Genomic DNA, 25711 nt, shown 5'->3' on the forward strand with positions numbered 1-25711 from the left:
ACCGTTACCGCCGGAACCGTTGCCGCCAGAACCGTTACCACCAGAACCGTTACCGCCAGAACCGTTTTCACCAGAGCCGCTGCCACCAGAACCATTGCCACCAGAGCCACTGCCATCAGAACCGTTACCACCGGAACCACTGCCACCAGAACCACTATCGTCCTGAGAACCGTTATTTCCTGGAGGTTTATTATTATCCTTTGAGTTTCCTTCTGCAAAATGATCGCTATTTTGTACAATAGCGTTTGTTAATGGTTGGAAGTTTTCAGTTGCGGCATTACCGATATTTAAACCGCTAAAAAAAGATAAAGAGAGTGTTGATGCTAAAATGAAGATTTTCGTCATGGTTTTCCTCCTAAGAAATTAATATTCCATCAATACATCCCTTTGTAATATTTCTTAGGAAAAAGAGTTTTATGCAAAAAAAACTATATATAGAAAAAGGTGGTGTATTTGTCAAAGCAGAAAAGAGTTAATGTAGATTTTCTACAAATAGTAGAGGTGGAGAATTTACATTCATAACGGTAGAGGAAGTGGCAGTAGATGAAAGTGTATATAGCGTTTGATATTGGCGGTACGCAAATTAAGTATGGTATTGTTTCAGAAATAGGGAGAGTATTAAAGCATAAAACAGTTGCAACAGAAATTCATTTAGGCGGAGAACAAATTATTCAAAAACTTATATATGTATCCAAAGAAATAATGAATGAACATACTATTGCAGGAATTGGTATTAGCACTGCGGGAATTGTTGATATTAATAAAGGAATTGTGATGGGAGGTGCCGATCATATTCCAGGATATAGTACTATTCCTATTATTGATAGATTGCAAGAGATATTAAAAGTTCCAGTATCGATTGACAATGATGTGAATTGTGCAGCGTTTGGAGAAAAGTGGAATGGTAGTGGAAGAGAGAAAAAGAACTTTATTATGCTCACCATTGGAACAGGAGTTGGGGGAGCAATTTTTATAGATGGAGAATTGTACCGAGGACATTCATTTAGTGCTGGTGAATGGGGGAATATGCTAATAGAAGGAAAAACGTTTGAAGAGGTTGCTTCGATTTCAGGATTAATTCGGCTTGTAAGAAAATATAAAGGCAAAGGCGAGTGGAATGGGAAAAGAATTTTCGAGTTGTATGATAAAGGAGATCGGGAAGTTGCTCAAGCAGTTGGGATCTTCTTTAAACATTTGGCAATCGGAATTAGTAATCTTGCTTATATTTTTAATCCAGAAACGATTATTATTGGTGGAGGAATTACCGATAGAGGAAATGAGTTTTTAAAAGAAGTAAAAGAAGAAATCAGTAAATACTTAAATCAAGAGATTTATAATAATTGTGAGATTGAACTTGCACAAAACGGTAATTGTGCAGGAATGATTGGTGCTATTTACCACTTCTTACATCATCATAAGTAAATTATATGAATGTTTTCATATAACTGAGAATTTATCCTTTTTATCGCTAGGTAAATAATGCTACAATATAAGAGAAGAATACAATATTTTCCGATTTGGAAAATGCTTTGTAGAAAGGGAGAAACTTCATGCCTATTATTTTAGAAAAAGGTCAAAAGATCGATTTAACGAAAGGACAACCAAAAGTAGCAAAACTACAGGTTGGCTTAGGCTGGGATCCAATTGGGCAATCAGGTGGATTTCTGTCTTCATTATTTGGAAGTAAACCAAATGTAGATTGTGATGCATCTGTTGTTATGTTAGAAGGAGATCGTTTTTTAAACAAAAATGATTTAGTTTACTTCGGAAATAAACTTTCTACTTGTGGTAGTATTATTCATTCAGGAGATAATTTAACAGGTGAAGGCGCTGGTGATGACGAAACAATTTTCGTAGAATTACATAAAGTTCCGAGCCGTATTAATCGTTTAGTATTCGTTGTAAATATTTATGACTGTGTAAATCGTCGTCAAGATTTCGGGATGATTCGTAATGCATATATTCGTATTCAAAACCCGCAAACTGGTGAAGAATTAGCACGCTATAATTTATCGGATAATTATGCTGGCAAAACGACTCTAATTGCAGGTGAAATGTATCGTCACGGAAGTGAATGGAAGTTTTCAGCAGTTGGAGAAGGCACGCAAGATAAAAACTTAAGTGAGATTGTATCACGTTATCAATAAAATAACCGAGGAGGAATTGTATATGGCATCAATTTCATTGAAAAAGGGACAAAAGGTAGACTTAACAAAAACGAATCCAGGTCTTTCGAAAGTTCTTGTAGGACTTGGTTGGGACACGAATCGTTATGACGGACAAAACGATTTCGACTTAGATGTTAGTATTTTCTTAGTAGGTGCGAATGGTAAAGTTTCAGGAGCTGAAGATTTCGTTTTCTATAATAATCCAAAAGGTGCGAATGGTGCTGTAGAGCATTTAGGAGATAACCGCACTGGTGAAGGTGAAGGCGATGACGAAGCGATTAAAGTAGATTTGAAAAATGTTCCTGCTCACATCGAACGTATTTGTTTCACAATTACAATTTATGATGGAGAAGGCCGTAGCCAAAACTTCGGACAAGTTTCTAATTCTTTCGTACGTATTCTCGACGAAGAAAAGAATGCAGAATTAATTCGTTACGATTTAGGAGAAGATTTCTCTATTGAAACAGCCGTAGTAGTAGGTGAATTATATCGTCATGCAGGTGACTGGAAATTCAATGCAATCGGAAGTGGATTCCAAGGTGGATTAGCGTCTCTATGTAATAACTTTGGTTTAGATGTAGAGTAATAGATTTGATTTGTATATCCATCGGTGAAATGTATGTTTACTGATGGATATATTTTTAAAGATAAAAATATAGAGGTGAATATAGATGGTTATTCAATTACAAAAAGGCCAGAAAATCGATTTAGGTAAGACAAGCCCTGGTTTAACAAAAGCAGTAATTGGTCTTGGATGGGATATTAAATCTTATGACGGCGGAGCCGATTTCGATTTAGATGCATCTGCCTTTTTATTAGATGCAAACGGAAAATGTACGAAGGAAACTGATTTTATCTTCTATAATAATTTACAGTCTCCTTGTGGATCTGTTTTACATACAGGAGATAACCGTACAGGTGAAGGTGAAGGTGACGATGAGCAACTTGTTGTAGATTTGAAGAAAGTTCCAGCAGATGTGCACAGAATTGCTATTACAGTTACGATTTATGATGCGGAAGGCCGTAGTCAAAACTTTGGACAAGTAGGAAATGCGTTTGTTCGTTTAGCGAATGAAGAGACGAATGAAGAAGTTCTTCGTTTTGATTTAGGGGAAGATTTCTCCATCGAAACAGCAGTTGTCTTTTGTGAATTATACCGTCATAATGGACAGTGGAAGTTTAATGCAGTAGGAAGTGGATTCCAAGGTGGTTTAGGTGCGCTTGTAAGAGCGTATGGCTTGGATGCATAGAAAGGAAACGATATTCGTTTCCTTTTTTTGACCTTTCTATAAATCTAGCAAAGAATAGGGGATAAAGGTAAGATGAGTATTTTGCAAGGAATCCTTGATACGTATGCTCAGTTTTTCGACTTGGACATGTGGATTAAAGTGTTGCAAGATCCAGTATCTTGGGGATTAATTGGTACACTTGTTGTACTTGAAGGGTTGTTATCTGCTGATAACGCACTTGTGTTAGCAGTAATGGTAAAACACCTTCCTGAAGAGAAACGTAAAAAAGCATTATTCTATGGACTTATTGGAGCTTATATATTCCGTTTTATTGCAATTGGAATTGGAATGTTCTTAATTAAATTATGGTGGGTAAAACTTCTTGGTGCACTTTACCTTGCTTGGTTATCAGTAAAATACTTTATTGATAAGCGTAAAGGTGCAGGTGAAGAAGAGGAAGCTCATGGTATGAACCAAAACAGTATTTTCTTCAGAATGTTCGGTGTCTTCTGGGGAACAGTTGCAATGGTCGAATTAATGGATATCGCATTCTCTGTAGATAGTGTACTTGCTGCATTTGGTGTATCTAATGAAGTTTGGATTTTATTATTAGGCGGAATGCTAGGTATTTTAATGATGCGTGGTATTGCCGGTGTATTCTTGAAATTGTTAGAGCGTATTCCAGAGCTTGAAACGACAGCATACATTTTAATCTTAATTATTGCATCGAAAATGTTACTGTCTTTAATCGAGATTGAGATTAGTCATACACTATTCTTTATTATTTTAGTTGTAGCATTTGGAGCAACATTTATAATTCACTACATGAAGAATTCTGGACAAGCTAAAGAAGAAGTTGCAGCTACTAAAGAAGACAATAAATAATTGAAATGGGTTTGCTCGTTTTGTGAGCGCCCATTTTTTATAACCAAAAATAGTTTATAATAGAAGAAGGACTTAGAAAAAACGTAAATGTTTTTGGAGGTGAACTGTTGTGTTTTCACGTTTTACACTTCAACCATATGCATTAAAAGATGAATCAGATTTAAAGCAATTTGAAACGCTTTTAGAAAAACGTCCACAATATGAACTGACAGAGAATGAGATGAAATTTAGTTATATAGCATGTCGAATCCTTGGCGTTCCTAATGATGTAGATGAATATTTTAATGAACTGTTTGATTATAGTGAAGCGAAAGGAATCGAAGTTTTACACGAACAAAATTTAAACAAAGTGATTGATTCGGAAAAGCTTCGTCATATTCAAGAAGTGTTCGGATTACATCAAGAAGCACCAAATGGTCTGACAGTAAATAGGTTAGTTGCACACTTATCTGGGAAACAACTTTTACCGAAAGTAGACAATCCTGATTTACAGCATTACATACATACGACGTTTATTTCACTATTGAAATTATATGAGAAACAACATAATCAGTCGTTAAAGACAGAAGGCTTCCGGCGTTTCTTAATCGACATAATTAAACTAAGCGAAAATTACGTAGCGAAGTGGTTCTCTACAATTAACTATAAGAAACAAATGCCGCGTATCGTTTGGTATGGTGATGCACAGGAAAGCCGTATATATTTCTTATACTTTCTTATTATGCTCGGTTGTGATGTGCTTTATTATCATCCAGAAGGAAAAGATGGATTTGAGAATGTCGATGAAGAGGGAAGGACCTTTATTGTGTCTCATCCAGGCCGTATTTCTCTTGAACCATTTCCAGATCGCCGCCGCGAGCGTGTGGCAACAGTAGCGTATCAAGCTTCAAAAGAAATTGAGCAAGTACTTCACCACGATAATTCACTGCTGTACAAGCCGTGGCAATTCCGTTCCTATACGCCTGTAGCTCGTACACTAAAAACAACATATGATGAACTCTTTTTAATTACGAAAGAAAAGGCGTTTGTACGTCCGACATTCTTTGTTGAAAATAAACACATTTATATCCCTTCTTTATTTGCGAAAATATCAGGTGTTTCAAAGAATGATAAAGAGTATTTTCAACGATTAAAGGCTGTTACATCATTTGATAATAGTTTATTAATTAATACATTCCCGTTTACGAAAGAACAAAAAGCAAATTTCCAATATCATTACCGAGATGCATTAGACCGTGGGGGGAAATTACATCCTGATCTAATTATGAATAGCCATTGGTGGCCGCATAAGCGTTTACCGGAAGGTTTACAACATGGGATTGCAGAAGCGATTATCCATACGTGTGAAAGTGAAATGTGCAAACCAATTGCGAAAGAGACGAAACAAGATGTAGCGCTATATGTTTTCGCGCAACTTTCTCAAATACCACCGAATATTTTAGAACAACTTGAGAAATTTGATTATTCACAAGATGTACCGAAAATTGTTATATTTAATAATGAGAAGAGTGGAGAGTTAACTCGTTCTGATGCTGTTTTATTACTATTTTTAAATCAAATTGGAGTAGATGTATTCCATTTTAATCCAACGGGAAGAAACGATATTGAACCGTATATTGAAGCGGGGGCATTTGATTCCCATTGGCTTGAAGAGGTTAATTTCGATCTTGAGTTTCATGGTTCATCAGCTTATAAAAATTTATCACAAACAATAAAAGGACTATTTCGTCCATTTTTATAAGGAAAGGGAGAATACTATATGAATAACCCAGTCGTACTAGATCCGAAAACAGAATTAAATGAGCAAACAGCACAAGATGTTCGCTTACAACTTAGAAAAGATGCGGATGTACAACGTATTTATAATGCGGTAGATATTAAAGATCAATTAGAATTAATTGAACTTGGAAAAGAACCTTCTATGGAAATTTCACGTTTTGCTGATCAAATTTTACATACAATGTCATTATCAAAGATAGAAGATTCTGGTGAATTATTAAAACAGCTTGGTAAAATTATGGACAGATTTGATAGCAAAGACTTTGCGGAAGAGAAAAGTGGTTTCTTCTCACGTATGTTCAAAAAAGCGGATAAAATGATAGAACAAATTTTTAGCAAGTATCAAACGATGGGCCGTGAAATTGATAAAGTATATGTGGAAATTACGAAGTACCAAGATGAGATGAAAAAATCAATTGGTACGTTAGATGGCTTGTATGAGCAAAACTTAAAATATTATTTAGACTTAGAGAAGTACGTAGTAGCAGGAGAAATGCTATTAGAGCGTTTAAATACAGAATTAGTTCCGATGTATGAAGAGCGTGTGCGTAATAATGATCAATTAGCAGGTATTGAATTAGAGTCGCTTAAAAACTCTGTTGAAATTTTAGAGCAACGTATTGATGATTTAGAAAAAGCACGTATGGTTGCGTTACTTACAGCACCACAAATTCGTATGATTCAACGTGGTAATAATAAATTAATTGGTAAAATTAATACAGCATTTATTACAACGATTCCTATTTTTAAAAATGGTATCATTCAAGCGGTAAATGCGAAGCGTCAAAAGCTTGTTGCAGATTCTATGGCTGAACTGGATCGCCGTACAAATGAATTACTTAAGAAAAATGCACAAAATATCGCAACGCAAAGTGTAGAAGTAGCAAGATTATCAGGTTCTTCTAGTATTAAGATGGAAACGCTTGAGGAAACTTGGAACATTATTTCAAGAGGTATGCAAGAAACACAACAAATTGAAGAGCAAAACAAACGTGAGCGTGAAGAAAGCCGCAAACGTATGGCTACATTAACTGAGAACATTAAAAAAGAATTACAAGGGTAAATGAAAAGGCAATGAGGACTATTCCTCATTGCCTTTTAGTTTCTCTTCACTAATTTAATAATCTCATTCACAACAAGTGGAATGATACTTAATAAGAGAACAAATCCCCAATCTCGCATCGTTAATGCATGTACACCGAATATATTTGCAAGAGGTGGGATAGAGATGATACAAACTTGCATTAAAATACCGATAAGAAGAGAGAAGACTAAATATTTATTTGTAAATACCCCAATTGAAAAAATGGATTTCGTTCTTGAACGCAAGTTAAATGAATGAACGAGCTGAGAAAAACTAAGAACGACAAATGCCATCGTTTGAGCATGTAATAGAGCATCGTCATCAATTCGCTCTGGGAAAAGAGGGAATAAATTTGTATCTCCAGTATAGAATTTTGCTCCGGCGATAAAAGCTATTAGCGTTAAAAGTCCAATGATAACTCCATTGAAAATCAGGAAAGGAACGCTGCCACTAAATAAGCTTTCTTTCGCATGTCGTGGTTTTTCCTTCATCACATCTGGATCTTCAGGATCAACCCCAAGTGATAATGCAGGCAGTGTATCTGTAATTAAATTCACCCACAAAATATGAATAGGTCGTAGTGGTGTTGCCCAGCCGAGTAAAATCGCTAAAAATAAAGCGATAATTTCTCCGAAGTTACAAGAGAGTAGAAAGAGAATTGATTTTTTTATGTTACGATAAATATTTCTACCTTCTTCAACGGCTTTCACAATAGATGAGAAATTATCATCTGTTAACACGACATCTGCTGCCCCTTTTGCAACGTCTGTTCCTGTAATGCCCATCGCTACGCCAACATCTGCTTGTTTTAAAGATGGAGCGTCATTGACGCCATCACCAGTCATAGAAACGATATTTCCTTTCGCGCGTAATGCCTTTACAATTTTCACTTTATGCTCTGGAGAGACCCTCGCGAATACATTCAAGTGATTAATTTTGCTTGCTAGCTCTGTATCTGAAATGTTATCTAATTCAGTTCCAATCATAATTTCAGATATTTCTTCAGCAATACCAAGTTCTTTGGCAATCGCAAAGGCGGTATCTTTATGATCTCCAGTAATCATAACTGTGCGAATACCGGCTTTTTTACATTCTGTAATGGAATCTTTTACTTCAGTTCGCGGTGGATCAATCATACCGACAAGACCAATAAAGATGAGGTTTTCTTCGAGATGATCTATATCCACATTGCTTGAATTGTATTGTTTAAATGCGAATGAAAGCACTCTTAAAGCTTCTCGAGACATTGCCCCAGCAGCTTCTAATATTTGATTTTTATCAGCCTCTGTTAGATCCTCTATTTTACCGTTTTTAAATATGTGGGTACATCTAGGTAAGAGCTTATCGATAGCGCCTTTCGTCATGCTATAGTAGCTTTCATCGTATGTATGCACGGTTGACATCATTTTACGATCTGAATCGAAAGGTACTTCGTTAACACGTTCATGTATTTTTTCTAAATAATCTTTTTGCATGTTAAAAGTGGTTCCAGCAACGAGAAGTGCAATTTCAGTCGGGTCTCCCGTTTGTGATTCTTTATTATAAGACGCATCATTACATAGCACCATATTTTCTAACAATAGACGTTGCGCATCATTATTTACATTTAAACTTTCTAAGCGATCGTATGTGTTATCACTATAAAAGTGAGTAACGGTCATTTTATTTTGCGTTAACGTACCTGTTTTATCTGAACAAATAATTGTGACAGAACCGAGGGCTTCAACAGCTGGTAGTTTGCGAATGATAACGTTTTGTTTAATCATACGTTGCACACCAATTGCAAGAACGATGGAAACGATAGCTGGCAAGCCTTCTGGAATAGCTGCAACGGCTAAACTAATAGCAGTCATAAACATTTCTAACGTATCCCGGCCTTGTAAAAAACCGATGAGGAACATAATGATACAAATAGCTACAGCGACAAAGCCTAAATATTTTCCGACTTGTGCTAAGCTTTTTTGAAGTGGTGTCATATCATCGTCTGCTTCATGTAAAAGGGTAGCAATCTTACCAATTTGTGAGTTCATTCCAGTTTCAACAGCAACACCGACGCCTCTTCCGTATGTTACAAGAGTAGACATAAAGGCCATGTTTTTTTGATCGCCGAGTGGTACTTGTTCATCACTTTGCATGGAAGGGTGGTAGATTGCCTCTTTATCAACAGGGACAGATTCACCAGTTAGAGCAGATTCTTCAACTTTTAAATTTGCGGTTTCAATAAGGCGTAAATCGCATGGGATATATCGTCCGGCATCGAGCATAACGATATCCCCTGGAACGACGTGTTCAGATGGAATTTCTTTTAGTTCACCATGTCTCTTGACGATAGCTTTAGGTGTTGCCATCTTTTTTAGTGCCTCTAAAGCTTGTTCTGCTTTAGATTCTTGGACAACACCGATAACAGCATTTAAAACTACAACAAGCGCGATAATACTGGCATCCGCCCATTCACCTACAAAGGCAGAAATAAGGGCAGCAATAATAAGGACATATACGAGGACGTCATTAATTTGGGCGAAAATACGCTGCCATAAAGTGCGTTTTTGTTTTGTAGCTAATTCATTAGAACCGTATTGCTTTAAACGTTCACTTACAATTTCATCTGTTAAACCGTGTTGTTCGTTTGTTTCTAGGTCAATTAATGTTTGATCTTTCGTCTTACTGTACCAATTGCTCATAAGTAAGCACCTCCAGTAAAAACAGTTAGCAATGGTAGTGTTGCTATTATTTGTGAGTAGTATGTATGGAGAAAAAATCTAAGATGAGGTTCTACTTCTATTGTACAATATTTTACAGTTGGTTGAGGGAAAGAGATGAGTTGTCATGAATTTGTTGGAAATAAAAAAGAGCCTCATATAAGAGAGGCTTTTTTACTTTTTAATTAATGTACCTAATTCTTCTGTAATAGCTTGCATTTCACTAATGCTGAATGTTTCACGTTTCATAACATGATCATAAATGTCACGTAAATCTTCGTACATTTCTTCGTTAAAACTAGCAGCTCTCATCGCTCCAGCATTAACCATACGTAATTTTTCTTTAATAGCTTCGACCATATATTCAACGTTTTCTTCTGACTTTACGGATAAATCCACCGAAGTGTCCCCCTTTAAAATAACATAAGGCTATCTTAACATTTTTTATCATTTTCGTTAATGAATCTTTTCAATCCCATTAAATTAGTAGGGATTTCCTTTATATTTAATAATTGGTTGTTTATACTATAAGTATATATGAAGAAATGCACCAAGAAGGGAAGAAACAAAAACATGGTTCAAGTATTGTTTGTTTGTCTTGGGAACATTTGCCGTTCTCCGATGGCAGAAGCGATTTTTCGAAATCTTGTCGTAAAAGAGGGACTTGAAGAGAAAATTGTCATTGATTCTGCAGGAACTGGAGATTGGCATGTTGGCCATCCGCCACATAAAGGAACACAAAAAATTTTAAAAGAAAATGCAGTCACTTTTGAAGGAATTAAAGCAAGGCAAGTAGAAAAAGAAGACTTAACAAAGTTTGATTATATTATTGCCATGGACAACAAGAATATAGCAGATTTAAAAAGTTTAGGTAAAACTGGAGGCTATATTGGTAGGCTGTCCGACTTTGTTCCAGACGGTGGCTGGACAGACGTTCCTGACCCTTACTATACAGGGAATTTCCAAGAAGTATATGACCTTGTAACAGAAGGGTGTGCAAAGCTATTAGCTTTCATTCGAAATGAACAAGGAATATGAGGAAGCTTAGAAAGAAATACTTTCTAACATAAGAAATGAAAGGGTGAAGGAATATGGCAAAGAAAAATAATATTGCTCGAAACATTGCGATTGGTGTAGCGGCAGGTGTAGCTGTATCCATGTTAAAGAAAGAAAACCGTGAAAAAGTAAAAAATACAGCAGAAAAAGCAAAAACAAAGATGATTGAAATTGGTGAAAATGCAAAGATCAAAGAAAAAGTGCAAACTGTTACAGATAAAGGACGCGAACTTGCTGATTTCAATGTGGTAAAAGCGAAAGTAGCAGAAATTAAAAAATTAACGCCATCTGTTGTAGAGACGTTAAAAGAAACGAAAGAAATTTTTAGTAAGAAAAAAGTTGAGCCAGAAGAAAAGCCAGAAACGATTGAAATTCAAGCTGTATCTCCAAAGGTAGATGAGCTGAAAGCAGAAGAAGAGCCAGTAGTTGCTGAAGATGGTGGTATGAAAGAAGCGCGTGAATTATTTATGAAAGACTCAAATGCAGTGGAAAAAAAAACTGAAGCGTACATTGAGTTAAAGCAAGATAAAGAAGAGAAGAAAAGCGTTTAAACATATATGAGAAAAATTTTAGAAAAGGTGAGAAGAAATCGTACTTATTCGTTTGGTAAAGATTTATATGACCGGACGATGCGCGATGATGTAGCGGGCTTGGCAGCACAGCTCGCTTATTTCTTCTTGCTTGCAATTTTTCCTGGGCTCGTTTTCTTAATTACGCTTCTTGGATTTATTCCCATTCAAACAGAGGATGTGCTTAGTTTATTAGAGGTTTATGTACCAGATGATGCAATGAACTTAATTGAGGTAAATGTAGATAAAGTTGTAAACCAGCAAAATGGTGGTTTATTATCATTTGGTTTATTATCCATGTTATGGTTTGCCTCAAATGGTGTTAATGCGGTTATGAATGCTTTTAACCGCGCTTATGACGTGAAGGAAACACGTTCTTTTATTACAACAAGAGCGTTATCAATTGTGTTTACATTAGCCATTATTTTTATGATTGTCTTTGCGTTAATTGTTCCGGTATTCGGACAAGTTATTGGAGCAGCAGTGTTTAAAGCACTCGGTTTATCAGATAGTTTTTCTTTCGTGTGGAGCATTACACGATTAGTAGCGAGTTTCTTCGTGCTATTTGCTTTGTTTAGTTTCTTATATACATTTGCCCCAGATCGAAAGTTAAAAAGAAGAGAAGTTATTTCAGGGGCGTTATTTGCTACTGTAGGATGGATTGTGGTATCGTACTCATTTGCTTATTATGTAGATAAGTTTGCGAATTACGCCAATACATATGGTGGTCTCGGTGGTATCATTATTTTAATGTTATGGTTTTACTTAACTGGATGGGTAATTTTACTTGGCGGTGAAATTAATGGTTTACTCCACCATTATAGAACCGGTGACAATAATTCCCGTAATGAATAATGAGCTCTTGTTCCATAATAAAAAGGAACAGGGGGGATATTTCATGAGTAATAATAAAAAGAACCATAACAATAAAAGTAATAATAAACAAAAGAGCAGTTCGCATCCAAAGCATAAAACGAGTAGCAGTGCGAACGGTCATAATAGCTATCATTAAAAAAAACGGGTCCTCTATGAGGGACCCGTTTTATTTGCTGCCTTTTAATAATCGTAAGCCATTCAAAATGACAAGAATCGTACTTCCTTCATGGCCAATAACACCGAATGGAAGAGCTAAAAATTGCAAGAAGTTTGAACAAATTAGCATGGCAATAACGGCTAGCGAAAAGATTACGTTTTGCTTCACAATACGGTTCATTCGTTTTGATAAACGAATTGCTTGGGAAAGACGAGATAGTTCGTTCTTCATCAGTACAACATCCGCAGTTTCTAAAGCTACATCTGTTCCTTCTCCCATTGCGACACCAATACTAGCAGTAGCTAGTGCAGGTGCATCATTTATACCGTCTCCGACCATTGCTACTGTACCGTATTTTTCTTTTAACTTTTTAATCGTTTCAACTTTTGTTTCTGGTAAACATGATGCGTAATATTCCTTTATATTACTTTCAGAGGCAATTGCTTTTGCCGTTTCTTCATTATCTCCAGTAATCATAATTGCTTCGACACCAATGCTTTGTAATTCACGAATAGCAGCTATTGTTTCTTGGCGAAGCGTATCTTTTAAAGCGATAAGTCCAAGAATGCCTCCCTCATCACTAATATAAACGACAGTTTTACCTTCCTTTTCAAGTGAGGCAGAAATACCATTATGAAATGTTTTTGTTTCTTCACCGATAAAATCAGCTTTACCTATTTTATAAGCGTTGTTTTCGAATATTCCTTTTAGCCCAAAACCAGTTACATCTTCAACCTTTTCAGGTTTTTTTAATGTAATGTCGTACGCATGTTGTGCATATTTAACAATAGATTCAGCCAAAGGATGTGTAGAGTGACTTTCAATGGATGCTGTAATAGAAAGTACTTCTTTTTCTGTTATATTTTCTCGAACATATACATCTGTTACGGTAGGTTTACCTTCCGTTAATGTACCTGTTTTATCAAAGGCGATTGCTCTTACTGAAGCGAGGCGTTCTAAATGTATGCCACCTTTAAAGAGAATTCCATTTCTTGCTCCGTTAGAAATTGCAGATAACGTTGCTGGTGTAATGGCAGCAACGAGTGCACAAGGAGATGCGACTACAAGTAAGATCATAGCGCGATAAAACGTTTCATTCCAGCTCCAGTCAAGTAAGAAATGAGGAACGAACATCATAAGCGCAACAACGAGTAGTACACCTTTTACGTATGTTCCTTCAAACTTTTCGATGAATAGTTGTGATGGTGATTTTTCACTTTGTGCACTTTGGACGAGACGGATAATCTTTTGGAATAATGTTTGATCGCTCGGCTTCGTAATTTTAATTTCGATAGCACCACGTAAATTTACAGTACCTGCAAATACTTCATCGCCATGTCTTTTCTCATTTGGAATAGGTTCTCCCGTGATTGCTGCTTCATCGATATTTGTTTCACCGTTATGAATCGTACCGTCAGCAGGAACACGTTCACCTGGTTTAATTAAAATAATGTCGTTAATTTGTAACTCTCCAACAGGAACACGTTCCTCAGTTCCGTTGGAAATGCGTAATGCTTCTTCGGGTTGTAAGTCAAGAAGAGCGGAAATTTCTTTTTGGCTCTTACTTAATGTATAAGATTCCATAGCACCGCTGAGCGCGAAGATAAAGATTAAGATAGCCCCTTCTGCCCAGTAGCCAATAATTGCAGCACCAATAGCTGCAAAGAGCATTAGCATTTCAACATTTAGCTCTTTTTCTTCAATCGTATCTTCAATGCCTTCTTTCGCTTTTGCATATCCACCAACTATATAAGCAAGGATATAGCAAGTAATACCTACATTCATTACATCGTTCTTTGTGAATAACCAGCCAACTAAAATAAAAATACCAGATGCTAATGCAAATACAAGTTCATAATGTTTTTTTAATGTGTCCCATAAAGAGGGATGGGAAATTGTTTCTTTTGACTGTAACGTTTTTACTTCTGAGTTCATTACTACCCGCTCCTTCCGCATTCTTATTGAGAAAAATAATCAAAATCGAAACCCCTATAAAACGACGAAAGCTGCCATCCATAATGGATAGCAGCATTTCTGTTGAATCTGTTTTTAATAGTTCTTATGTTGTAATTATTCTATAGTATATCATATGTTTTTATGAGATGGTACGGTTTTGTTTCAAGTATAAACGGAAAACTTGTGTTTTCGCAACTCCTCTGGTATATATGAATATTGTTCATAAAAAGGTCGGAAAGGAAGACAACAAGTGAAGACAGAGAAAATTTTTACCCATCCGATTGGCGTATTTATTGCTGCAATAGTAGCAACTTTTTTATGGGGAAGCGCATTTCCTTTTATTAAATTAAGTTATGTTGAACTTGGAATTCAACCACAAGAAGTTGGAGAGCAAATATTATTTGCCGGTTATCGTTTCTTTTTATCTGGAGTCATGCTCTTATTATTCTTTCAAGTGTTAGGAAAAGATATGAGCTTCAAAAAAGGAACAGGGAAACAGTTAATACAAATTGGTTTATTCCAAACGTTTCTTCAATATATCTGTTTTTACATTGGAATGAGTTATAGTTCAGGAATTGAAGGAGCTATCATTTCAGGAACATCATCATTCTTTCAAATTTTACTCGCCCATTTTTTATATAAAGATGATGCTCTCAATATGAGAAAATTAATTGGGGTATCTATTGGTTTTTGTGGCGTCATTTTAGTAAATGTGCCGAGTGATGGTAGCTTATCATTTCATTTTGGGATCGGAAGCTTATTACTTCTTAGTGCAGCAATGCTGTATTCATATGGAAACATATTAGCAAAAGAAGGTAGTAAAACATTAGATATTGGTTATATGACAGCATACCAAATGATTTTTGGTTCTATAGGATTATTATGTATAGGGGCTTTACAAGTTGGAGTCATGCCATTTACATTTAGTCTACATGCACTACTTATGCTAATTTATTTATCTTTCTTATCTGCAGCTGGTTTTTACATTTGGAATACAATTATGAAGTATAACAAGGTTGGAAAAGTATCTATGTATATGTTCTTTATACCCGTATTTGGTGTGTTATTATCGAGCATGATTTTAGGTGAAGCAATTCATTCATTTGTGCTACTCGGTTTAGCATGTGTAGCCGCGGGAATCATTGTGGTAAATAGGACACCAGCTAAGCAAAAAATGGAGCAAGAAAAACAAGTAGCATAGAGAGCAGAAAAGCGATTACAATGGAAGAACAGTACTGTTCTTCTTTTTTTATAGAAAAAGGATAATAGACTAAGTGTAACGAAAAAAGATACAAAAAGCATTTATTGAGGAGAAAATATTATGAATCTACTTTACGTGGTGTTAATTGGGCAAATATTTCTTTTTTTTATTGGTGCAATTTATGCAATGGGGCAGACAAAAAGAACGAAAGATAATATGCCGTTACCTTTAGCAATTCGTCTTATTCTTAGTTTTTCTTTAACAGGTAGTGCAATTTGCATATGGTTACAAGATCCATCTGTAGAGTATAGTACGTGGGTTGCACTTGGTATGACTTTATCGACTGTGGGAGATTTGTTTATGGCTGGGCTGATTCCAATTGGTCATCGATTAATTGGAGGGATGGTTACTTTCGCTCTTGCTCATTGTTTTTATGTAAAAGCATTTTTGCAAACAGGAATTTCATGGAATGGTTTTTGGATTGGCTTACTCGTATATGGGCTCTTTCTAATTGTAGGATGGTTCTTCTTTATCCGAAATGATAAGCAGGATAAGTTGTTTACGATAGGAGCTCTAATTTACGGATTGTGGGTTGGAGGAATGGCTTGCTTTGCATTCGCCTTATATTATGAAAATACAGGGATATGGTGGATACCAGCGTTTGGTGGCTTACTGTTTGTAATTTCTGATTTCATTATTGGCATGACAGATATCGGAGGGTGTAAATTGAAGTATGAGCCACTTTGGATTTGGTTTACATATGTAGCTGCTCAAATGTGTATTATATATGTGGGATTATAAAAAGATACTCTCAAAAATAGTGGATAGACTATTTTGAGAGTATCTTTTTTGCTTGTTAATTTGATCAGTATTTTTATTTTAAAATTTCTAATATTATAATTTTATAATTCAGAATTTTGTAGAAAATCATCGGTCGTATTATTTATAATAAAAGTAAAAAGATGATGAGTTGGTGAAATGATGCAAAAGAAAAAACGTTGGCGTGAATTCTTTGGAACTATTGCAATTGCATGTTTATTGGTGTTTTTGGCGAAAATTTTTGTGTTTTTTCCGACGACTGTAAAAGGAGCATCTATGAGGCCAACGTTGCAAGATGGAGATAAGGTGATTGTTAATAAGTTAGCAAAACAATTTGAAAGCTATGGGAGAGAAGATATTATTGTTGTGAAAACAGATAATTTTTATGTCAAAAGAGTGATTGGATTGCCTGGAGATATAATTGAGATGAGAAATGATCAATTATATGTAAATTCTGAAGTGAAAGATGAAGAGTATTTGGATAGTAATAAAAAACAAGCAGAAAAAAAACTTATGAATTTAACAGAGGACTTTGGACCGATTACAGTTCCTGAAAATAAGATTTTTGTTATGGGAGATAATCGCTTAATAAGTAAAGATAGTAGAAATGGTTTAGGTTTTATTGATAGAGAAGATGTGTTAGGAAAGTTAGCAGGCATTTATTATCCGTTTGAACATATGAAAATAATAAAGTAAAAAAAACCAAGCAAATTTTAGTTTGCTTGGTTTTTTTGTTAAACAGTAGGAGATTCGTTTGATACAAAGATATCTTCATGTTTCTTTGTAGTACTTAAAACAAATTTATGTTGTAGTAATTGTAGTTTAAATAACGCCAAAGGATCATGATATGTTTCTGGATTGCTTCTTAGCGTCGCTAATGTTTGCTCGTCTTCCTGTATCTCAAGTTGAGCTGCATCTACATTTTGTTTCAATATATTAAGTGGATCTTTGAAGAACATCATGATATCACGTTCTAATGCACCTTCAAATACTTCAAATTGAAGGAAGAATTGTTTGGAAATTGTGTGAGCAATTTCTGTATAGTCTTCTGTTTCAATATATTGTTTATATTTGTTGGCGAGCATAGATTGGTTTTTTTGCATATTACCAAATAATTTTCCGGCACTTTTTAAGAAAAACTGTGTCGGTGTAAAGCGTAATAAAATATTGATGTTCGTTACTGTAATTCGATTTGTCATTCGTGCAACATCTCGATTCCAATCATCTAATAATTTGAAATCGCAAGGAAGTTTCATACGTTCTTCTTTATATAATTTATTAAACGTTTCACTCATTTCATCTAAATAAGCTTGAGCTTGAATAAATTCATTATGTGCTGTTTCAATCCATTCTTGAATAGACCCAGTAAATTTAGGAAGAAGTACCTGTTGTACATGCTTTTGAACACGTTCATTCATTGCAGCATTTAATTCTTCATGAACTAGTTTGAAATCACTATCTTCTTGAACAAGATCAGAGCAACTCTGTAATAATTCAGGAATTTGAGAATGTATATCTCGTGTAATTTCTTCTTTCGTTAAAAGATAGGATTCGGTAATAGAGCGAATTTTATCTTTTTCAAGAGCAGTAAGGTTATTAATAAATCCAGTAAGTTTCACTGAGATGTGTTTATTCCAGCGTACGGATTTTACTAATGTATTTTCTAATTCCACACGTTCATTTATGAGATAAGCAATTGTCTTTTGTGTAAACCATATTAGCTTTTCTATACGTTCTTTTTCTATATCGCGTTTTGCAAGATTAGAGAGAATAGATTCTGTTACATCTCCAAGTTGCTGGCTACTCTCTTGCGAAGGAGAGTATGGGAAGAATTGTGCATCTGGAAAATGTACTTTAAGTTTACTAATTAGTTTTTCATTAGTAGTCGTATTATTTGTGTGTAATACGAAGTGAATTTGTAAGTTTGGTACTTGTTCACGTAAATAAATTAATGTATCAATTTCTTTACTATGCAATGGTGAAGAAGAATTTAATACGTAAACAAGACTATCTGCTGCTTGTAAGTATTCAAAGTATGCATTGTTTTTATCCAATTGCTCTTGAATGGATGGTGTAAGAAGAAATGTAAACTTATTTTTTCTTAAAAACCTACTTGGTAGCTTAATTTCTATACATTTTTTCTCAAGTTCTGACTGAGCAGATGTAGCCGTTATTTGATGGAATTCATCAAGGTTAGGGATATTTCGTATATCTAACTCGGTAAATTCTGTTATTTCAGTTTGACTAGCGTCTTTAAATAGAATAGGAGTTGTTAAAGTTTCAGTTAAGATGTTCTCTCCCAATATTGAATTAACAAATGATGTTTTATCATGGTCACTAGTTCCAGCTATTAGTAGTGGTGTGACATTTAAATCACATAGTTCATGGACTAGTAGCGTAAATTGATGACTTAAATCTACATCATTTTTCTCAGCCCATACAGCGATTGTTTCGAATAAATGAGAAACTGTTTCCATATTTACATCTGCTTCAGCTGATGTATTAGAAAGTAAGGATCCAGCACTTTTTACGAGTAATGATTCTAAAGTTGTAGGTGAGACTTCATTCCATGCTAACACTGCTGCAGAGACAACTAGAGAATCTTTTGCTTTCGTTAAACTAAACCAATTTGTTAATAAATTTGGTACAAGTCCGTTTAATTCATGCATAAAATGATTTCCGGTAATTAATGCAAAGTATGTTTCTTGATAGCGAGTAGAAATTTCATTCCAATCGTCATTATTGTCTGTTTCAATATGCAAGAATAAATGATTAATACTTTGAATCCAAGGAAGGTATAAGGATTCATGTTGATAGCTATTCCAAAGAGCAATAACAAGCTCTTTAAATTGAGCTTGATCAACAGCATATAGAGCTTTTAAAGACTCATAGAAATATTCAGGCTTAATATTTTTTGTAAATCCTTTGTTTATGTAATTTATTAACGTATCAAACCAGTGTAAAGATTGTGTTCGAATACCTTCTTGAACAGCTAGTTCGATAGCGTTGTTCCAATCTTCTTGTTTTTCATAGAAAGAACGTGCAATTGCAGTAATATTTGGATAATCCGGTTGGAATGCAACAGCTTCACTAATCGTCTTAAAAGCGAGTCCTAAACGATCTTGTTCGATATAAAGAGAAAGAAGTTGTAAGGAAACCTCCATCGTAAGAGTTGTATCTTCCGTTTGAATAGATTGATAAATTTCTTCTGCCTTTGGTAAGAATCCTAGTTCAAAATAAGCATCTGCAATATTTTTTGTCGCCCAAAGTGCAAGAGCATTATTTACTTTTTCCCATTTAAATATAGCTGCTTCAAAATCTTTATTTTGATAATAAAATTCACCTTGAGCAAATCGAATATTAGAAATGTTGGAGAATTCATTTTTAGATTCATTTATATATGCTTCACCGAGTACTTCCGATGCAGGAGTAGAAGTTTTTTCTGTTAAAAATGTTTTATAGTAAACTTTTTGAATAAATTGATTTTCAATGGTCATGTTCGTTCCCCCCTGTATAATTTAGAAAAATGATGTCGTATGTAAAAGGGTGTATGTTCTTTTAATAGGTAGAAGTTGCATTATATAGACCAAACTATGTTTTTGCTAGATATATCATTTTTCTTGAGAGTTAAACCGTTGCGAAAAGTAACTTTCCTTTATTGTAACAAAAAAACACGCATATGAATTTTTATTTTTTATCGGGTTATTTGCGGGCAGTAAGAATCTAATCTCAAAATTGTTGAATGTAAGTAAGTTATGTGGGAGTCGGGATGTCTGTAGAAGCAAGATTGGCATAGGTTAATAATTAGTAGAGGATGAACAAAACTCCCACTGATTAAAGTTTCACTTTATCTCTGTTAAAGGAAAGAATAGAAGTAGAGTTCATTATAAAAACAATGTATAGTGAATATGTATACCATGTTTGCCTTAAAGATAGAAAGGGTACAATGTGGAATAACGATCGTGCATAGGATGTGTCTTCCGAATGGAACAACATATTGGCGAGTTAATCGCGCATTATGGCTATTTTGGAATTGTTATAGCTTTGGCTGGTGGTATTGTCGGATTACCGATACCAGACGAGTTTTTATTGACCTTTGTTGGTTATAATGTTTCAAAAGGAGTTATGTCAGGAACTGCTGCTTTTTTAAGTGGGATGGCTGGTGCGATGTTAGGGATCACGTTAAGCTACATATTAGGTTTAAAACTTGGGCTCCCTGTTTTAAAGAAATATGGGCCGAAAATTAGAATTAAAGAACATCACATTGAAAAAACACATATTTTATTTGAAAAATATGGGCCATTTCTTTTAATGATTGGTTATTTTATACCGGGAGTACGTCATTTAACGGCATATTTTGCTGGGGTATCAAATTTGACACTTTGGCGTTTTTGTTTGTACGCTTACGGTGGTGCGCTCATTTGGATAAGTGTTTTTATTGGGCTTGGCTGGAAGTTAGGCAAGAAGTGGCGCTTCGTTGAGTATAGTTTACATCATTATGGAATATGGATTTTATTAATTTCAGCAGTTGTTACATGTGTTGTATGGTTGTACATAAAGAAAAAGAAAAACCGCTAATAGCGGTTTTTTTAGCTGAAAGCAATAAATAATACACCAGCTGTAATAAAGACTACACCAACACCGGTCATAAAGTTTAACTTTTCACCGAGGATAATCATAGCGAGAATGATAGAAAATACGACGCTTAATTTATCGACAGGAGCTACTTGTGAAACCTTTCCTGTTTTGAGGGCAAGAAAATAAAATAGCCATGACGAAGCACCTGCAACCCCACTTAATGTGATAAATAGCAGTGCTTTTTTATTTAGCAGTACGTCGCCGATATTTTGAAATTTACCTTGTATGATAATAACGCCTATCATAAATAATGCCATAATAATAGATCGAATTGTTGTTGCAACGTTTGCATCGATGCCGTCTAAACCAAACTTTCCAAAAATAGATACAAGGGCAGCAGCAATTGCTGATAATAGTGCAAATAAGAGCCACGAACTCATAGTAAAATTCCTCCAATCTTACAGTATTATACATGAAAATGATTCTCATGTATAAAGTTGAAGCAATTGAGCTTTATAGAAAGCGCGACTTCAACTTAACTTCTTGCTCCACCTGAATTTTAAGGTGGGAGTTTTACTGCCTGTAAATAGTGGGCTAAATAACGAAATAATCCCCACCTTATATTTTTAATAAGGTGGGGATTATTATACTACTCTGCAATTTCCTCATATAAAAAGTACGTTACATTATAAATATGTTCTACTTCATCGTCTGTCATAAACAATAATTCGTCACGCTCAATCCCTTTTTTCTTTTCAATAAACTCAATCATATTTTTGCGTTCTTCTCTCTTCATCAATTTTATTTCTCCCCTCAATCTGTTTTAATACAGTTTATTTAAGTTACTGCTATTATATAACAGAATCTTTGGAAAGTTCCACCTATTTTATTATTTTTTTTAAAAGAACTTTTCGACAAAACAAGCCCACCTAAGGGGGGGCTTGTTTTATTTTATAGTCGTAAAAACTCAGGCTCCGTCGTACCCGCACCATCAATGTAATAAATTGTGTCGGGATTGATTTTGATCAATACGTAATTAGGGTCTTCAGGACCGAGTAACCAACGTTTTAAGCTATTATTCCAAAACTTGTTTTTTAATGTTGAGTCTTCCTCGATTGAAGCTAACCCTTCAACTTCAATATAATCTTCATCTAATTTTTTTCCTTCTCGTCCGAGTAGTACATGGACATTAGGATTTTGTTCAATATCTGTTATCTTTTTTGATTGTCGATCTGTTGCAACATATAGTACAAAATCTTCATGGAAAAACATCATAAAGGCGCTATGAGGTTTCTCATTTCGTACTGTAGATAATACACCAGTACGTTGACCTTGAATAATAGTTGCGATTTTTTCTTTTAAGTGCATAATTTTAACCCCTTTTCACAATTTATAATTCTGTCTGTTTAAACAAGATAATTTAAATATCTTTCATACTGTTTTCTTCAATCCGATTTTTTAAACGTAATTGTGATGAAATCGGACAAGTTAGGAGAAGAATAATAATAATATTGAGGAGAAATACATACGATGGAAGGATGAAAAGCATGTTTAATAAAATATTTCTTATAGTAGCGCTTATAGGTGTACCACTATCTGTACTTGGAAAAACACTTCATTGGCCAGAAACAATTATGTTCGCTGTGTATTGTATTACGATTATCGCATTAGCTGGTTTTATGGGGAGAGCAACAGAGAGTCTAGCAATTGTTTCTGGTCCTAGAATAGGCGGATTATTAAATGCTACTTTCGGTAATGCTGTTGAACTTATCATTTCAATTTTTGCACTTCAAGCAGGGTTAATTGAAGTGGTGTTAGCTTCTTTAACCGGTTCTGTACTTGGAAATTTATTATTGGTAGGAGGGTTATCTTTCTTTGTTGGAGGTCTTAAATACAAAAGACAAAGTTTTAATGTATATGATGCAAGGCATAATTCAGCTTTATTAATATTTGCTGTTGTTGTGGCCTTTGTTATTCCAGAGATCTTTTCAATGAAGATGGACGCTGGCAAGACGTATCAATTAAGTATAGGTGTTTCTATTATTATGATTATCATGTACCTTGCTGCATTACTATTTAAGTTAGTTACGCACCGTGGTGTATATCAACATAAAAGTGACGAAGTAGCGCATGAAGAAGAGCCAGAGTGGTCAAAAGGGAAGGCGCTCCTTATTTTAGCGATAGCAACACTGGCAGTAGCTTATGTGTCAGAGGCACTCGTACATACTTTTGAAACTGTTGCAAAGTCATTTGGTTGGTCAGAGTTATTTATAGGGGTTATTATCGTTGCAATTGTTGGGAATGCAGCGGAACATGCGTCTGCAATTATTATGGCTTATAAAAATAAAGTAAATATTGCAGTCGAAATTGCAATAGGCTCTACATTACAAATCGCCATGTTTGTTGCTCCTGTATTAGTATTGCTATCTATGTTCTTCGCGCAAAGGATGCCTTTAGTATTTACTATACCAGAACTTGTGTCTATGATTACAGCCGTTTTCTTAACGATTGCGATTTCCAATGATGGAGATACAAACTGGTTTGAAGGTGGCACTTTACTAGCGGCGTATGTCATTATGGGAATTGGTTTTTATTTATTATGAAAAATAGGCATAACAATTGCGCTCAGAGAAAACAATAAACGAAGTAGTATATATACCTACATAGGAAGGAGCCAGACAGGTGAAACGAGTATACAGCATATGTCTTTCAACTATGGTCTCGTTTATTTTATTATTTCCTAACATGAGTTTTGCAAAGACAACAGTAGGAACAAAAATGCCTTCATCTGTTTTAAATATTTCAAAAGACAATACATTTCCAAATGATGCGCAAGATTTGCCACGTTTACAACCAAGTAAATTTGCTCAAGAGCTATTGAAAACGGCTAATATTAAAATTGAAAATCCAGACTTAATTCGGATGTTTAATGAAACGACAATTTCAAATGCGCCGCTTGCAGTAGGGTATCGGGCAAAAATTTATTTGGGTCAATGGGCTTTACATTATGAATCAGTAGACACATCGATTAATTGGGAATATAAACAAGTGAATCGAAATGTGTATGATAATCGCGGAGGAGACCATTTATATCCACTTCGCTATAAGCAAGAAACACAAAAGACGGTTGAAGGCGATTTAACAGCAGATATGAAAGATGCTGCAGATGTGAAAAAAATGATGCTTCTCAAAGCACTTGAAAAAGTACAATTACCCCTTTCGTTTAAAACGACCATTGGTTATGGTACTGGACATGAGCGTGTGTATAATATTAGTCCGAGTCAACTCGGATATTTATACGCTTATACACCAGCAGTAAATGAAAAAGGAAAAGTAACATTTGGAGAAGTGTATCTTGTATTAAAGGGAAATCAAAAAAGACTTGTTGTGAAAAATATTACTTCTCAAGGAATTGGAGCTGCTATTCCAATTCATGATCATTTGTATTTTAAATTCATTTCTTCTTCCCACTCGCAATAACATGAAAAAACGTCAGCTTATAAGCTGACGTTTTTTTATAATGTAATGTTTGCTGTTTTTGATAAGAAATCTTCTGTCGGATAGTAGCTGTTTTTTACAAGAACATTTGGTCCAAGACATTTTACTGCAGGACAGTGACAGCTTAATGATTTTGCTGTTTTTGAAGCGCTCCATTTTTCATACGCTTCTTGTAATGTGTTTGTTTGTATGTTTCCTAGAAGTGGAACATCACCAAAATCAGTAACGATAATATTGCCATCAAAAATATTTACATTTAAGCGTGAACGACCATCTGGATCGTTACGAACAGTTACATTTTTGCTCTCTTGTAACTTTTTAAATGTGGCAATGTCTCGCTCGTCATCGCTACAAGCATAGAAAGGTAAAGTTCCAAATAACATCCATACATTTTCATCGCGAATTTCTAGTAAATGCTCAATCGCATCACGAATTTCAGCTTTTGTTAAAATCTCTAGATTACTCGCGAAGTCACTTGGATACATTGGATGAACTTCATGACGTTTACAGCCCATCTCTTCGACGATTTGGCGGTGAATATGTTCAATATGTGGTAGAGTTCTTTTGTTTAACATTGTTTCGGCAGATACAAGTACACCTGCATCTGATAGAGCCTTACTATTTGTAATCATTCTTTCGAATAATTTTGCACGTTGTTCGTAAGTAGGCTTACGCTCCATCATTGCAAATCCGCCTTCAACGAAGTCATCAATTGTTCCCCAGTTATGAGAGATATGCAATACGTCTAAATAAGGAATAATCTGTTCGTAACGTGCTAAATCTATAGTTAAGTTAGAGTTGATTTGAGTGCGAACGCCTCGTTCATGGGCATATTTTAAGAGTGGTGTTACATAGTTGTCGACGGATTTTTTTGAAAGCATAGGTTCTCCGCCAGTAATACTTAAAGAACGTAAATGAGGAATCTCATCTAATCGTTTTAATAAAAGATCCATCGGAAGCGGATTTGGGTCTTTCGGCTGTAACGTGTAACCAACAGCGCAATGCTCACAGCGCATATTGCATAACGTCGTCGTTGTAAATTCAACATTTGTTAATAGTAGTTTGCCGTACTCTTCAAGGTCCATATACGCTTCCCATGGATCGTAAGAAGGAGTAATCGGCTTCATTTTTTGTGATATCGTCATATGAAATACTCC

Annotated in this window: 24 protein-coding genes and 1 pseudogene; 16 read left to right on the top strand and 9 right to left on the bottom strand. The window is 35.1% G+C overall.

Annotated features, from left to right (window positions below; genetic code table 11):
• Positions 1 to 345, bottom strand: a pseudogene (locus HMPREF2590_RS30225) (cell wall anchor protein); the annotation flags it as partial.
• 198 nt (positions 346 to 543) lie between these two features.
• Between HMPREF2590_RS30225 and HMPREF2590_RS00600 the strand changes: the two are divergent.
• The 7 genes from HMPREF2590_RS00600 to HMPREF2590_RS00630 all read left to right on the top strand — a co-directional run bounded on the left by HMPREF2590_RS00600 (position 544) and on the right by HMPREF2590_RS00630 (position 7124).
• The gene (locus tag HMPREF2590_RS00600) at positions 544 to 1422 is read left to right on the top strand and encodes an ROK family protein (RefSeq protein ID WP_000870141.1); all 879 of its coding nucleotides are present in this window, start codon (positions 544 to 546) and stop codon (positions 1420 to 1422) included.
• A gap of 128 nt (positions 1423 to 1550) precedes the next feature.
• A complete protein-coding gene (locus tag HMPREF2590_RS00605; protein WP_001121586.1) occupies positions 1551 to 2147 on the top strand; it encodes a TerD family protein in 597 nt (198 codons plus the stop codon).
• Between the two features lie 22 nt (positions 2148 to 2169).
• On the top strand, positions 2170 to 2754 hold the full coding sequence (locus HMPREF2590_RS00610; RefSeq protein WP_000146726.1) for a TerD family protein: 585 nt from the start codon (positions 2170 to 2172) through the stop codon (positions 2752 to 2754).
• A gap of 85 nt (positions 2755 to 2839) precedes the next feature.
• Positions 2840 to 3418: a TerD family protein gene (locus tag HMPREF2590_RS00615; RefSeq protein ID WP_000236642.1), complete on the top strand. Its 579-nt coding sequence runs from the start codon at positions 2840 to 2842 to the stop codon at positions 3416 to 3418.
• A gap of 72 nt (positions 3419 to 3490) precedes the next feature.
• The gene (locus HMPREF2590_RS00620) at positions 3491 to 4282 is read left to right on the top strand and encodes a TerC family protein (RefSeq protein WP_000025688.1); all 792 of its coding nucleotides are present in this window, start codon (positions 3491 to 3493) and stop codon (positions 4280 to 4282) included.
• Between the two features lie 109 nt (positions 4283 to 4391).
• Positions 4392 to 6023 (top strand): YceG family protein, encoded by a 1632-nt coding sequence (locus HMPREF2590_RS00625; protein ID WP_000492867.1) that lies wholly within the window; start codon positions 4392 to 4394, stop codon positions 6021 to 6023.
• A gap of 18 nt (positions 6024 to 6041) precedes the next feature.
• Positions 6042 to 7124, top strand: a complete 1083-nt coding sequence (locus tag HMPREF2590_RS00630) for a toxic anion resistance protein (protein WP_001064405.1) — start codon at positions 6042 to 6044, stop codon at positions 7122 to 7124.
• 35 nt (positions 7125 to 7159) lie between these two features.
• On the opposite strand, the gene HMPREF2590_RS00635 is transcribed toward HMPREF2590_RS00630, so the two are convergent.
• Both HMPREF2590_RS00635 and HMPREF2590_RS00640 read right to left on the bottom strand, forming a co-directional pair.
• Positions 7160 to 9826: a cation-translocating P-type ATPase gene (locus HMPREF2590_RS00635; RefSeq protein WP_050821554.1), complete on the bottom strand. Its 2667-nt coding sequence runs from the start codon at positions 9824 to 9826 to the stop codon at positions 7160 to 7162.
• Positions 9827 to 10018: 192 nt separating this feature from the next.
• Positions 10019 to 10243: a DUF1128 domain-containing protein gene (locus tag HMPREF2590_RS00640; RefSeq protein ID WP_000366196.1), complete on the bottom strand. Its 225-nt coding sequence runs from the start codon at positions 10241 to 10243 to the stop codon at positions 10019 to 10021.
• A gap of 174 nt (positions 10244 to 10417) precedes the next feature.
• Between HMPREF2590_RS00640 and HMPREF2590_RS00645 the strand changes: the two genes are divergently transcribed.
• Genes HMPREF2590_RS00645 through HMPREF2590_RS00655 form a run of 3 tightly spaced genes read left to right on the top strand, consistent with a single transcriptional unit; the run spans position 10418 to position 12324 of the window.
• Entirely contained in the window at positions 10418 to 10882 is a 465-nt protein-coding gene (locus HMPREF2590_RS00645; protein ID WP_000250916.1) for a low molecular weight protein-tyrosine-phosphatase, read from the top strand.
• A gap of 53 nt (positions 10883 to 10935) precedes the next feature.
• The gene (locus HMPREF2590_RS00650) at positions 10936 to 11451 is read left to right on the top strand and encodes a DUF4075 domain-containing protein (RefSeq protein ID WP_001085388.1); all 516 of its coding nucleotides are present in this window, start codon (positions 10936 to 10938) and stop codon (positions 11449 to 11451) included.
• Between the two features lie 6 nt (positions 11452 to 11457).
• Positions 11458 to 12324, top strand: a complete 867-nt coding sequence (locus tag HMPREF2590_RS00655; protein ID WP_001226536.1) for a YihY/virulence factor BrkB family protein — start codon at positions 11458 to 11460, stop codon at positions 12322 to 12324.
• Positions 12325 to 12511: 187 nt separating this feature from the next.
• Here the strand turns inward: HMPREF2590_RS00655 and HMPREF2590_RS00660 are convergent, their stop codons facing one another.
• Complete coding sequence (locus tag HMPREF2590_RS00660) at positions 12512 to 14437, bottom strand: heavy metal translocating P-type ATPase (RefSeq protein WP_050821556.1); 1926 nt, start codon at positions 14435 to 14437, stop codon at positions 12512 to 12514.
• Positions 14438 to 14708: 271 nt separating this feature from the next.
• On the opposite strand from HMPREF2590_RS00660, the gene HMPREF2590_RS00665 reads away from it, so the two are divergent.
• The 3 genes from HMPREF2590_RS00665 (at position 14709) to lepB (ending at position 17174) form a co-directional block, all read left to right on the top strand.
• Positions 14709 to 15659: a DMT family transporter gene (locus HMPREF2590_RS00665; RefSeq protein WP_050821558.1), complete on the top strand. Its 951-nt coding sequence runs from the start codon at positions 14709 to 14711 to the stop codon at positions 15657 to 15659.
• A gap of 120 nt (positions 15660 to 15779) precedes the next feature.
• Positions 15780 to 16460: a lysoplasmalogenase gene (locus HMPREF2590_RS00670; RefSeq protein ID WP_070861267.1), complete on the top strand. Its 681-nt coding sequence runs from the start codon at positions 15780 to 15782 to the stop codon at positions 16458 to 16460.
• A 177-nt stretch (positions 16461 to 16637) separates the two neighbouring features.
• A complete protein-coding gene (lepB, locus tag HMPREF2590_RS00675; RefSeq protein WP_000983307.1) occupies positions 16638 to 17174 on the top strand; it encodes a signal peptidase I in 537 nt (178 codons plus the stop codon).
• 38 nt (positions 17175 to 17212) lie between these two features.
• Here the strand turns inward: lepB and HMPREF2590_RS00680 are convergent, their stop codons facing one another.
• Positions 17213 to 19975 (bottom strand): tetratricopeptide repeat protein, encoded by a 2763-nt coding sequence (locus tag HMPREF2590_RS00680; protein ID WP_050821563.1) that lies wholly within the window; start codon positions 19973 to 19975, stop codon positions 17213 to 17215.
• Positions 19976 to 20462: 487 nt separating this feature from the next.
• On the opposite strand from HMPREF2590_RS00680, the gene HMPREF2590_RS00685 reads away from it, so the two are divergent.
• On the top strand, positions 20463 to 21056 hold the full coding sequence (locus tag HMPREF2590_RS00685) for a DedA family protein (protein WP_050821565.1): 594 nt from the start codon (positions 20463 to 20465) through the stop codon (positions 21054 to 21056).
• Positions 21057 to 21067: 11 nt separating this feature from the next.
• Here HMPREF2590_RS00685 and HMPREF2590_RS00690 read toward each other — a convergent pair whose 3' ends face one another.
• From HMPREF2590_RS00690 to HMPREF2590_RS00700, 3 genes are all read right to left on the bottom strand, one after another.
• On the bottom strand, positions 21068 to 21496 hold the full coding sequence (locus tag HMPREF2590_RS00690; protein WP_000100296.1) for an EamA family transporter: 429 nt from the start codon (positions 21494 to 21496) through the stop codon (positions 21068 to 21070).
• Between the two features lie 209 nt (positions 21497 to 21705).
• On the bottom strand, positions 21706 to 21852 hold the full coding sequence (locus tag HMPREF2590_RS00695) for a BH0509 family protein (RefSeq protein ID WP_000817786.1): 147 nt from the start codon (positions 21850 to 21852) through the stop codon (positions 21706 to 21708).
• A gap of 155 nt (positions 21853 to 22007) precedes the next feature.
• The gene (locus HMPREF2590_RS00700) at positions 22008 to 22424 is read right to left on the bottom strand and encodes a pyridoxamine 5'-phosphate oxidase family protein (protein WP_000550220.1); all 417 of its coding nucleotides are present in this window, start codon (positions 22422 to 22424) and stop codon (positions 22008 to 22010) included.
• Between the two features lie 179 nt (positions 22425 to 22603).
• On the opposite strand from HMPREF2590_RS00700, the gene cax reads away from it, so the two are divergent.
• Together cax and HMPREF2590_RS00710 are read left to right on the top strand one after the other, a co-directional pair.
• A complete protein-coding gene (gene cax, locus HMPREF2590_RS00705; protein WP_000482133.1) occupies positions 22604 to 23659 on the top strand; it encodes a calcium/proton exchanger in 1056 nt (351 codons plus the stop codon).
• A 79-nt stretch (positions 23660 to 23738) separates the two neighbouring features.
• Positions 23739 to 24536 carry a YfkD famly protein gene (locus HMPREF2590_RS00710; RefSeq protein ID WP_070861268.1) on the top strand — a complete coding sequence of 266 codons (798 nt, stop codon included), beginning with the start codon at positions 23739 to 23741 and terminating at the stop codon, positions 24534 to 24536.
• Between the two features lie 35 nt (positions 24537 to 24571).
• Here the strand turns inward: HMPREF2590_RS00710 and yfkAB are convergent, their stop codons facing one another.
• Positions 24572 to 25699 carry a radical SAM/CxCxxxxC motif protein YfkAB gene (gene yfkAB, locus HMPREF2590_RS00715; RefSeq protein ID WP_000156023.1) on the bottom strand — a complete coding sequence of 376 codons (1128 nt, stop codon included), beginning with the start codon at positions 25697 to 25699 and terminating at the stop codon, positions 24572 to 24574.
• Between the last annotated feature and the right edge of the window lie 12 nt (positions 25700 to 25711).

The sequence above is a fragment of the Bacillus sp. HMSC036E02 genome (genome assembly GCF_001836235.1).
Lineage (GTDB): Bacteria > Bacillota > Bacilli > Bacillales > Bacillaceae_G > Bacillus_A > Bacillus_A cereus.

Excerpts from the sequence above, each read along its gene's own strand:
- HMPREF2590_RS00600 (WP_000870141.1), top strand. The coding sequence starts at position 544 with ATGAAAGTGTATATAGCGTTTGATATTGGCGGTACGCAAATTAAGTAT.
- HMPREF2590_RS00605 (WP_001121586.1), top strand. The coding sequence starts at position 1,551 with ATGCCTATTATTTTAGAAAAAGGTCAAAAGATCGATTTAACGAAAGGA.
- HMPREF2590_RS00610 (WP_000146726.1), top strand. The coding sequence starts at position 2,170 with ATGGCATCAATTTCATTGAAAAAGGGACAAAAGGTAGACTTAACAAAA.
- HMPREF2590_RS00615 (WP_000236642.1), top strand. The coding sequence starts at position 2,840 with ATGGTTATTCAATTACAAAAAGGCCAGAAAATCGATTTAGGTAAGACA.
- HMPREF2590_RS00620 (WP_000025688.1), top strand. The coding sequence starts at position 3,491 with ATGAGTATTTTGCAAGGAATCCTTGATACGTATGCTCAGTTTTTCGAC.
- HMPREF2590_RS00630 (WP_001064405.1), top strand. The coding sequence starts at position 6,042 with ATGAATAACCCAGTCGTACTAGATCCGAAAACAGAATTAAATGAGCAA.
- HMPREF2590_RS00635 (WP_050821554.1), bottom strand. The coding sequence starts at position 9,826 with ATGAGCAATTGGTACAGTAAGACGAAAGATCAAACATTAATTGACCTA.
- HMPREF2590_RS00645 (WP_000250916.1), top strand. The coding sequence starts at position 10,418 with ATGGTTCAAGTATTGTTTGTTTGTCTTGGGAACATTTGCCGTTCTCCG.
- HMPREF2590_RS00650 (WP_001085388.1), top strand. The coding sequence starts at position 10,936 with ATGGCAAAGAAAAATAATATTGCTCGAAACATTGCGATTGGTGTAGCG.
- HMPREF2590_RS00655 (WP_001226536.1), top strand. The coding sequence starts at position 11,458 with ATGAGAAAAATTTTAGAAAAGGTGAGAAGAAATCGTACTTATTCGTTT.
- HMPREF2590_RS00660 (WP_050821556.1), bottom strand. The coding sequence starts at position 14,437 with ATGAACTCAGAAGTAAAAACGTTACAGTCAAAAGAAACAATTTCCCAT.
- HMPREF2590_RS00670 (WP_070861267.1), top strand. The coding sequence starts at position 15,780 with ATGAATCTACTTTACGTGGTGTTAATTGGGCAAATATTTCTTTTTTTT.
- lepB (WP_000983307.1), top strand. The coding sequence starts at position 16,638 with ATGATGCAAAAGAAAAAACGTTGGCGTGAATTCTTTGGAACTATTGCA.
- HMPREF2590_RS00680 (WP_050821563.1), bottom strand. The coding sequence starts at position 19,975 with ATGACCATTGAAAATCAATTTATTCAAAAAGTTTACTATAAAACATTT.
- HMPREF2590_RS00685 (WP_050821565.1), top strand. The coding sequence starts at position 20,463 with ATGGAACAACATATTGGCGAGTTAATCGCGCATTATGGCTATTTTGGA.
- HMPREF2590_RS00690 (WP_000100296.1), bottom strand. The coding sequence starts at position 21,496 with ATGAGTTCGTGGCTCTTATTTGCACTATTATCAGCAATTGCTGCTGCC.
- HMPREF2590_RS00695 (WP_000817786.1), bottom strand. The coding sequence starts at position 21,852 with ATGAAGAGAGAAGAACGCAAAAATATGATTGAGTTTATTGAAAAGAAA.
- HMPREF2590_RS00700 (WP_000550220.1), bottom strand. The coding sequence starts at position 22,424 with ATGCACTTAAAAGAAAAAATCGCAACTATTATTCAAGGTCAACGTACT.
- cax (WP_000482133.1), top strand. The coding sequence starts at position 22,604 with ATGTTTAATAAAATATTTCTTATAGTAGCGCTTATAGGTGTACCACTA.
- yfkAB (WP_000156023.1), bottom strand. The coding sequence starts at position 25,699 with ATGACGATATCACAAAAAATGAAGCCGATTACTCCTTCTTACGATCCA.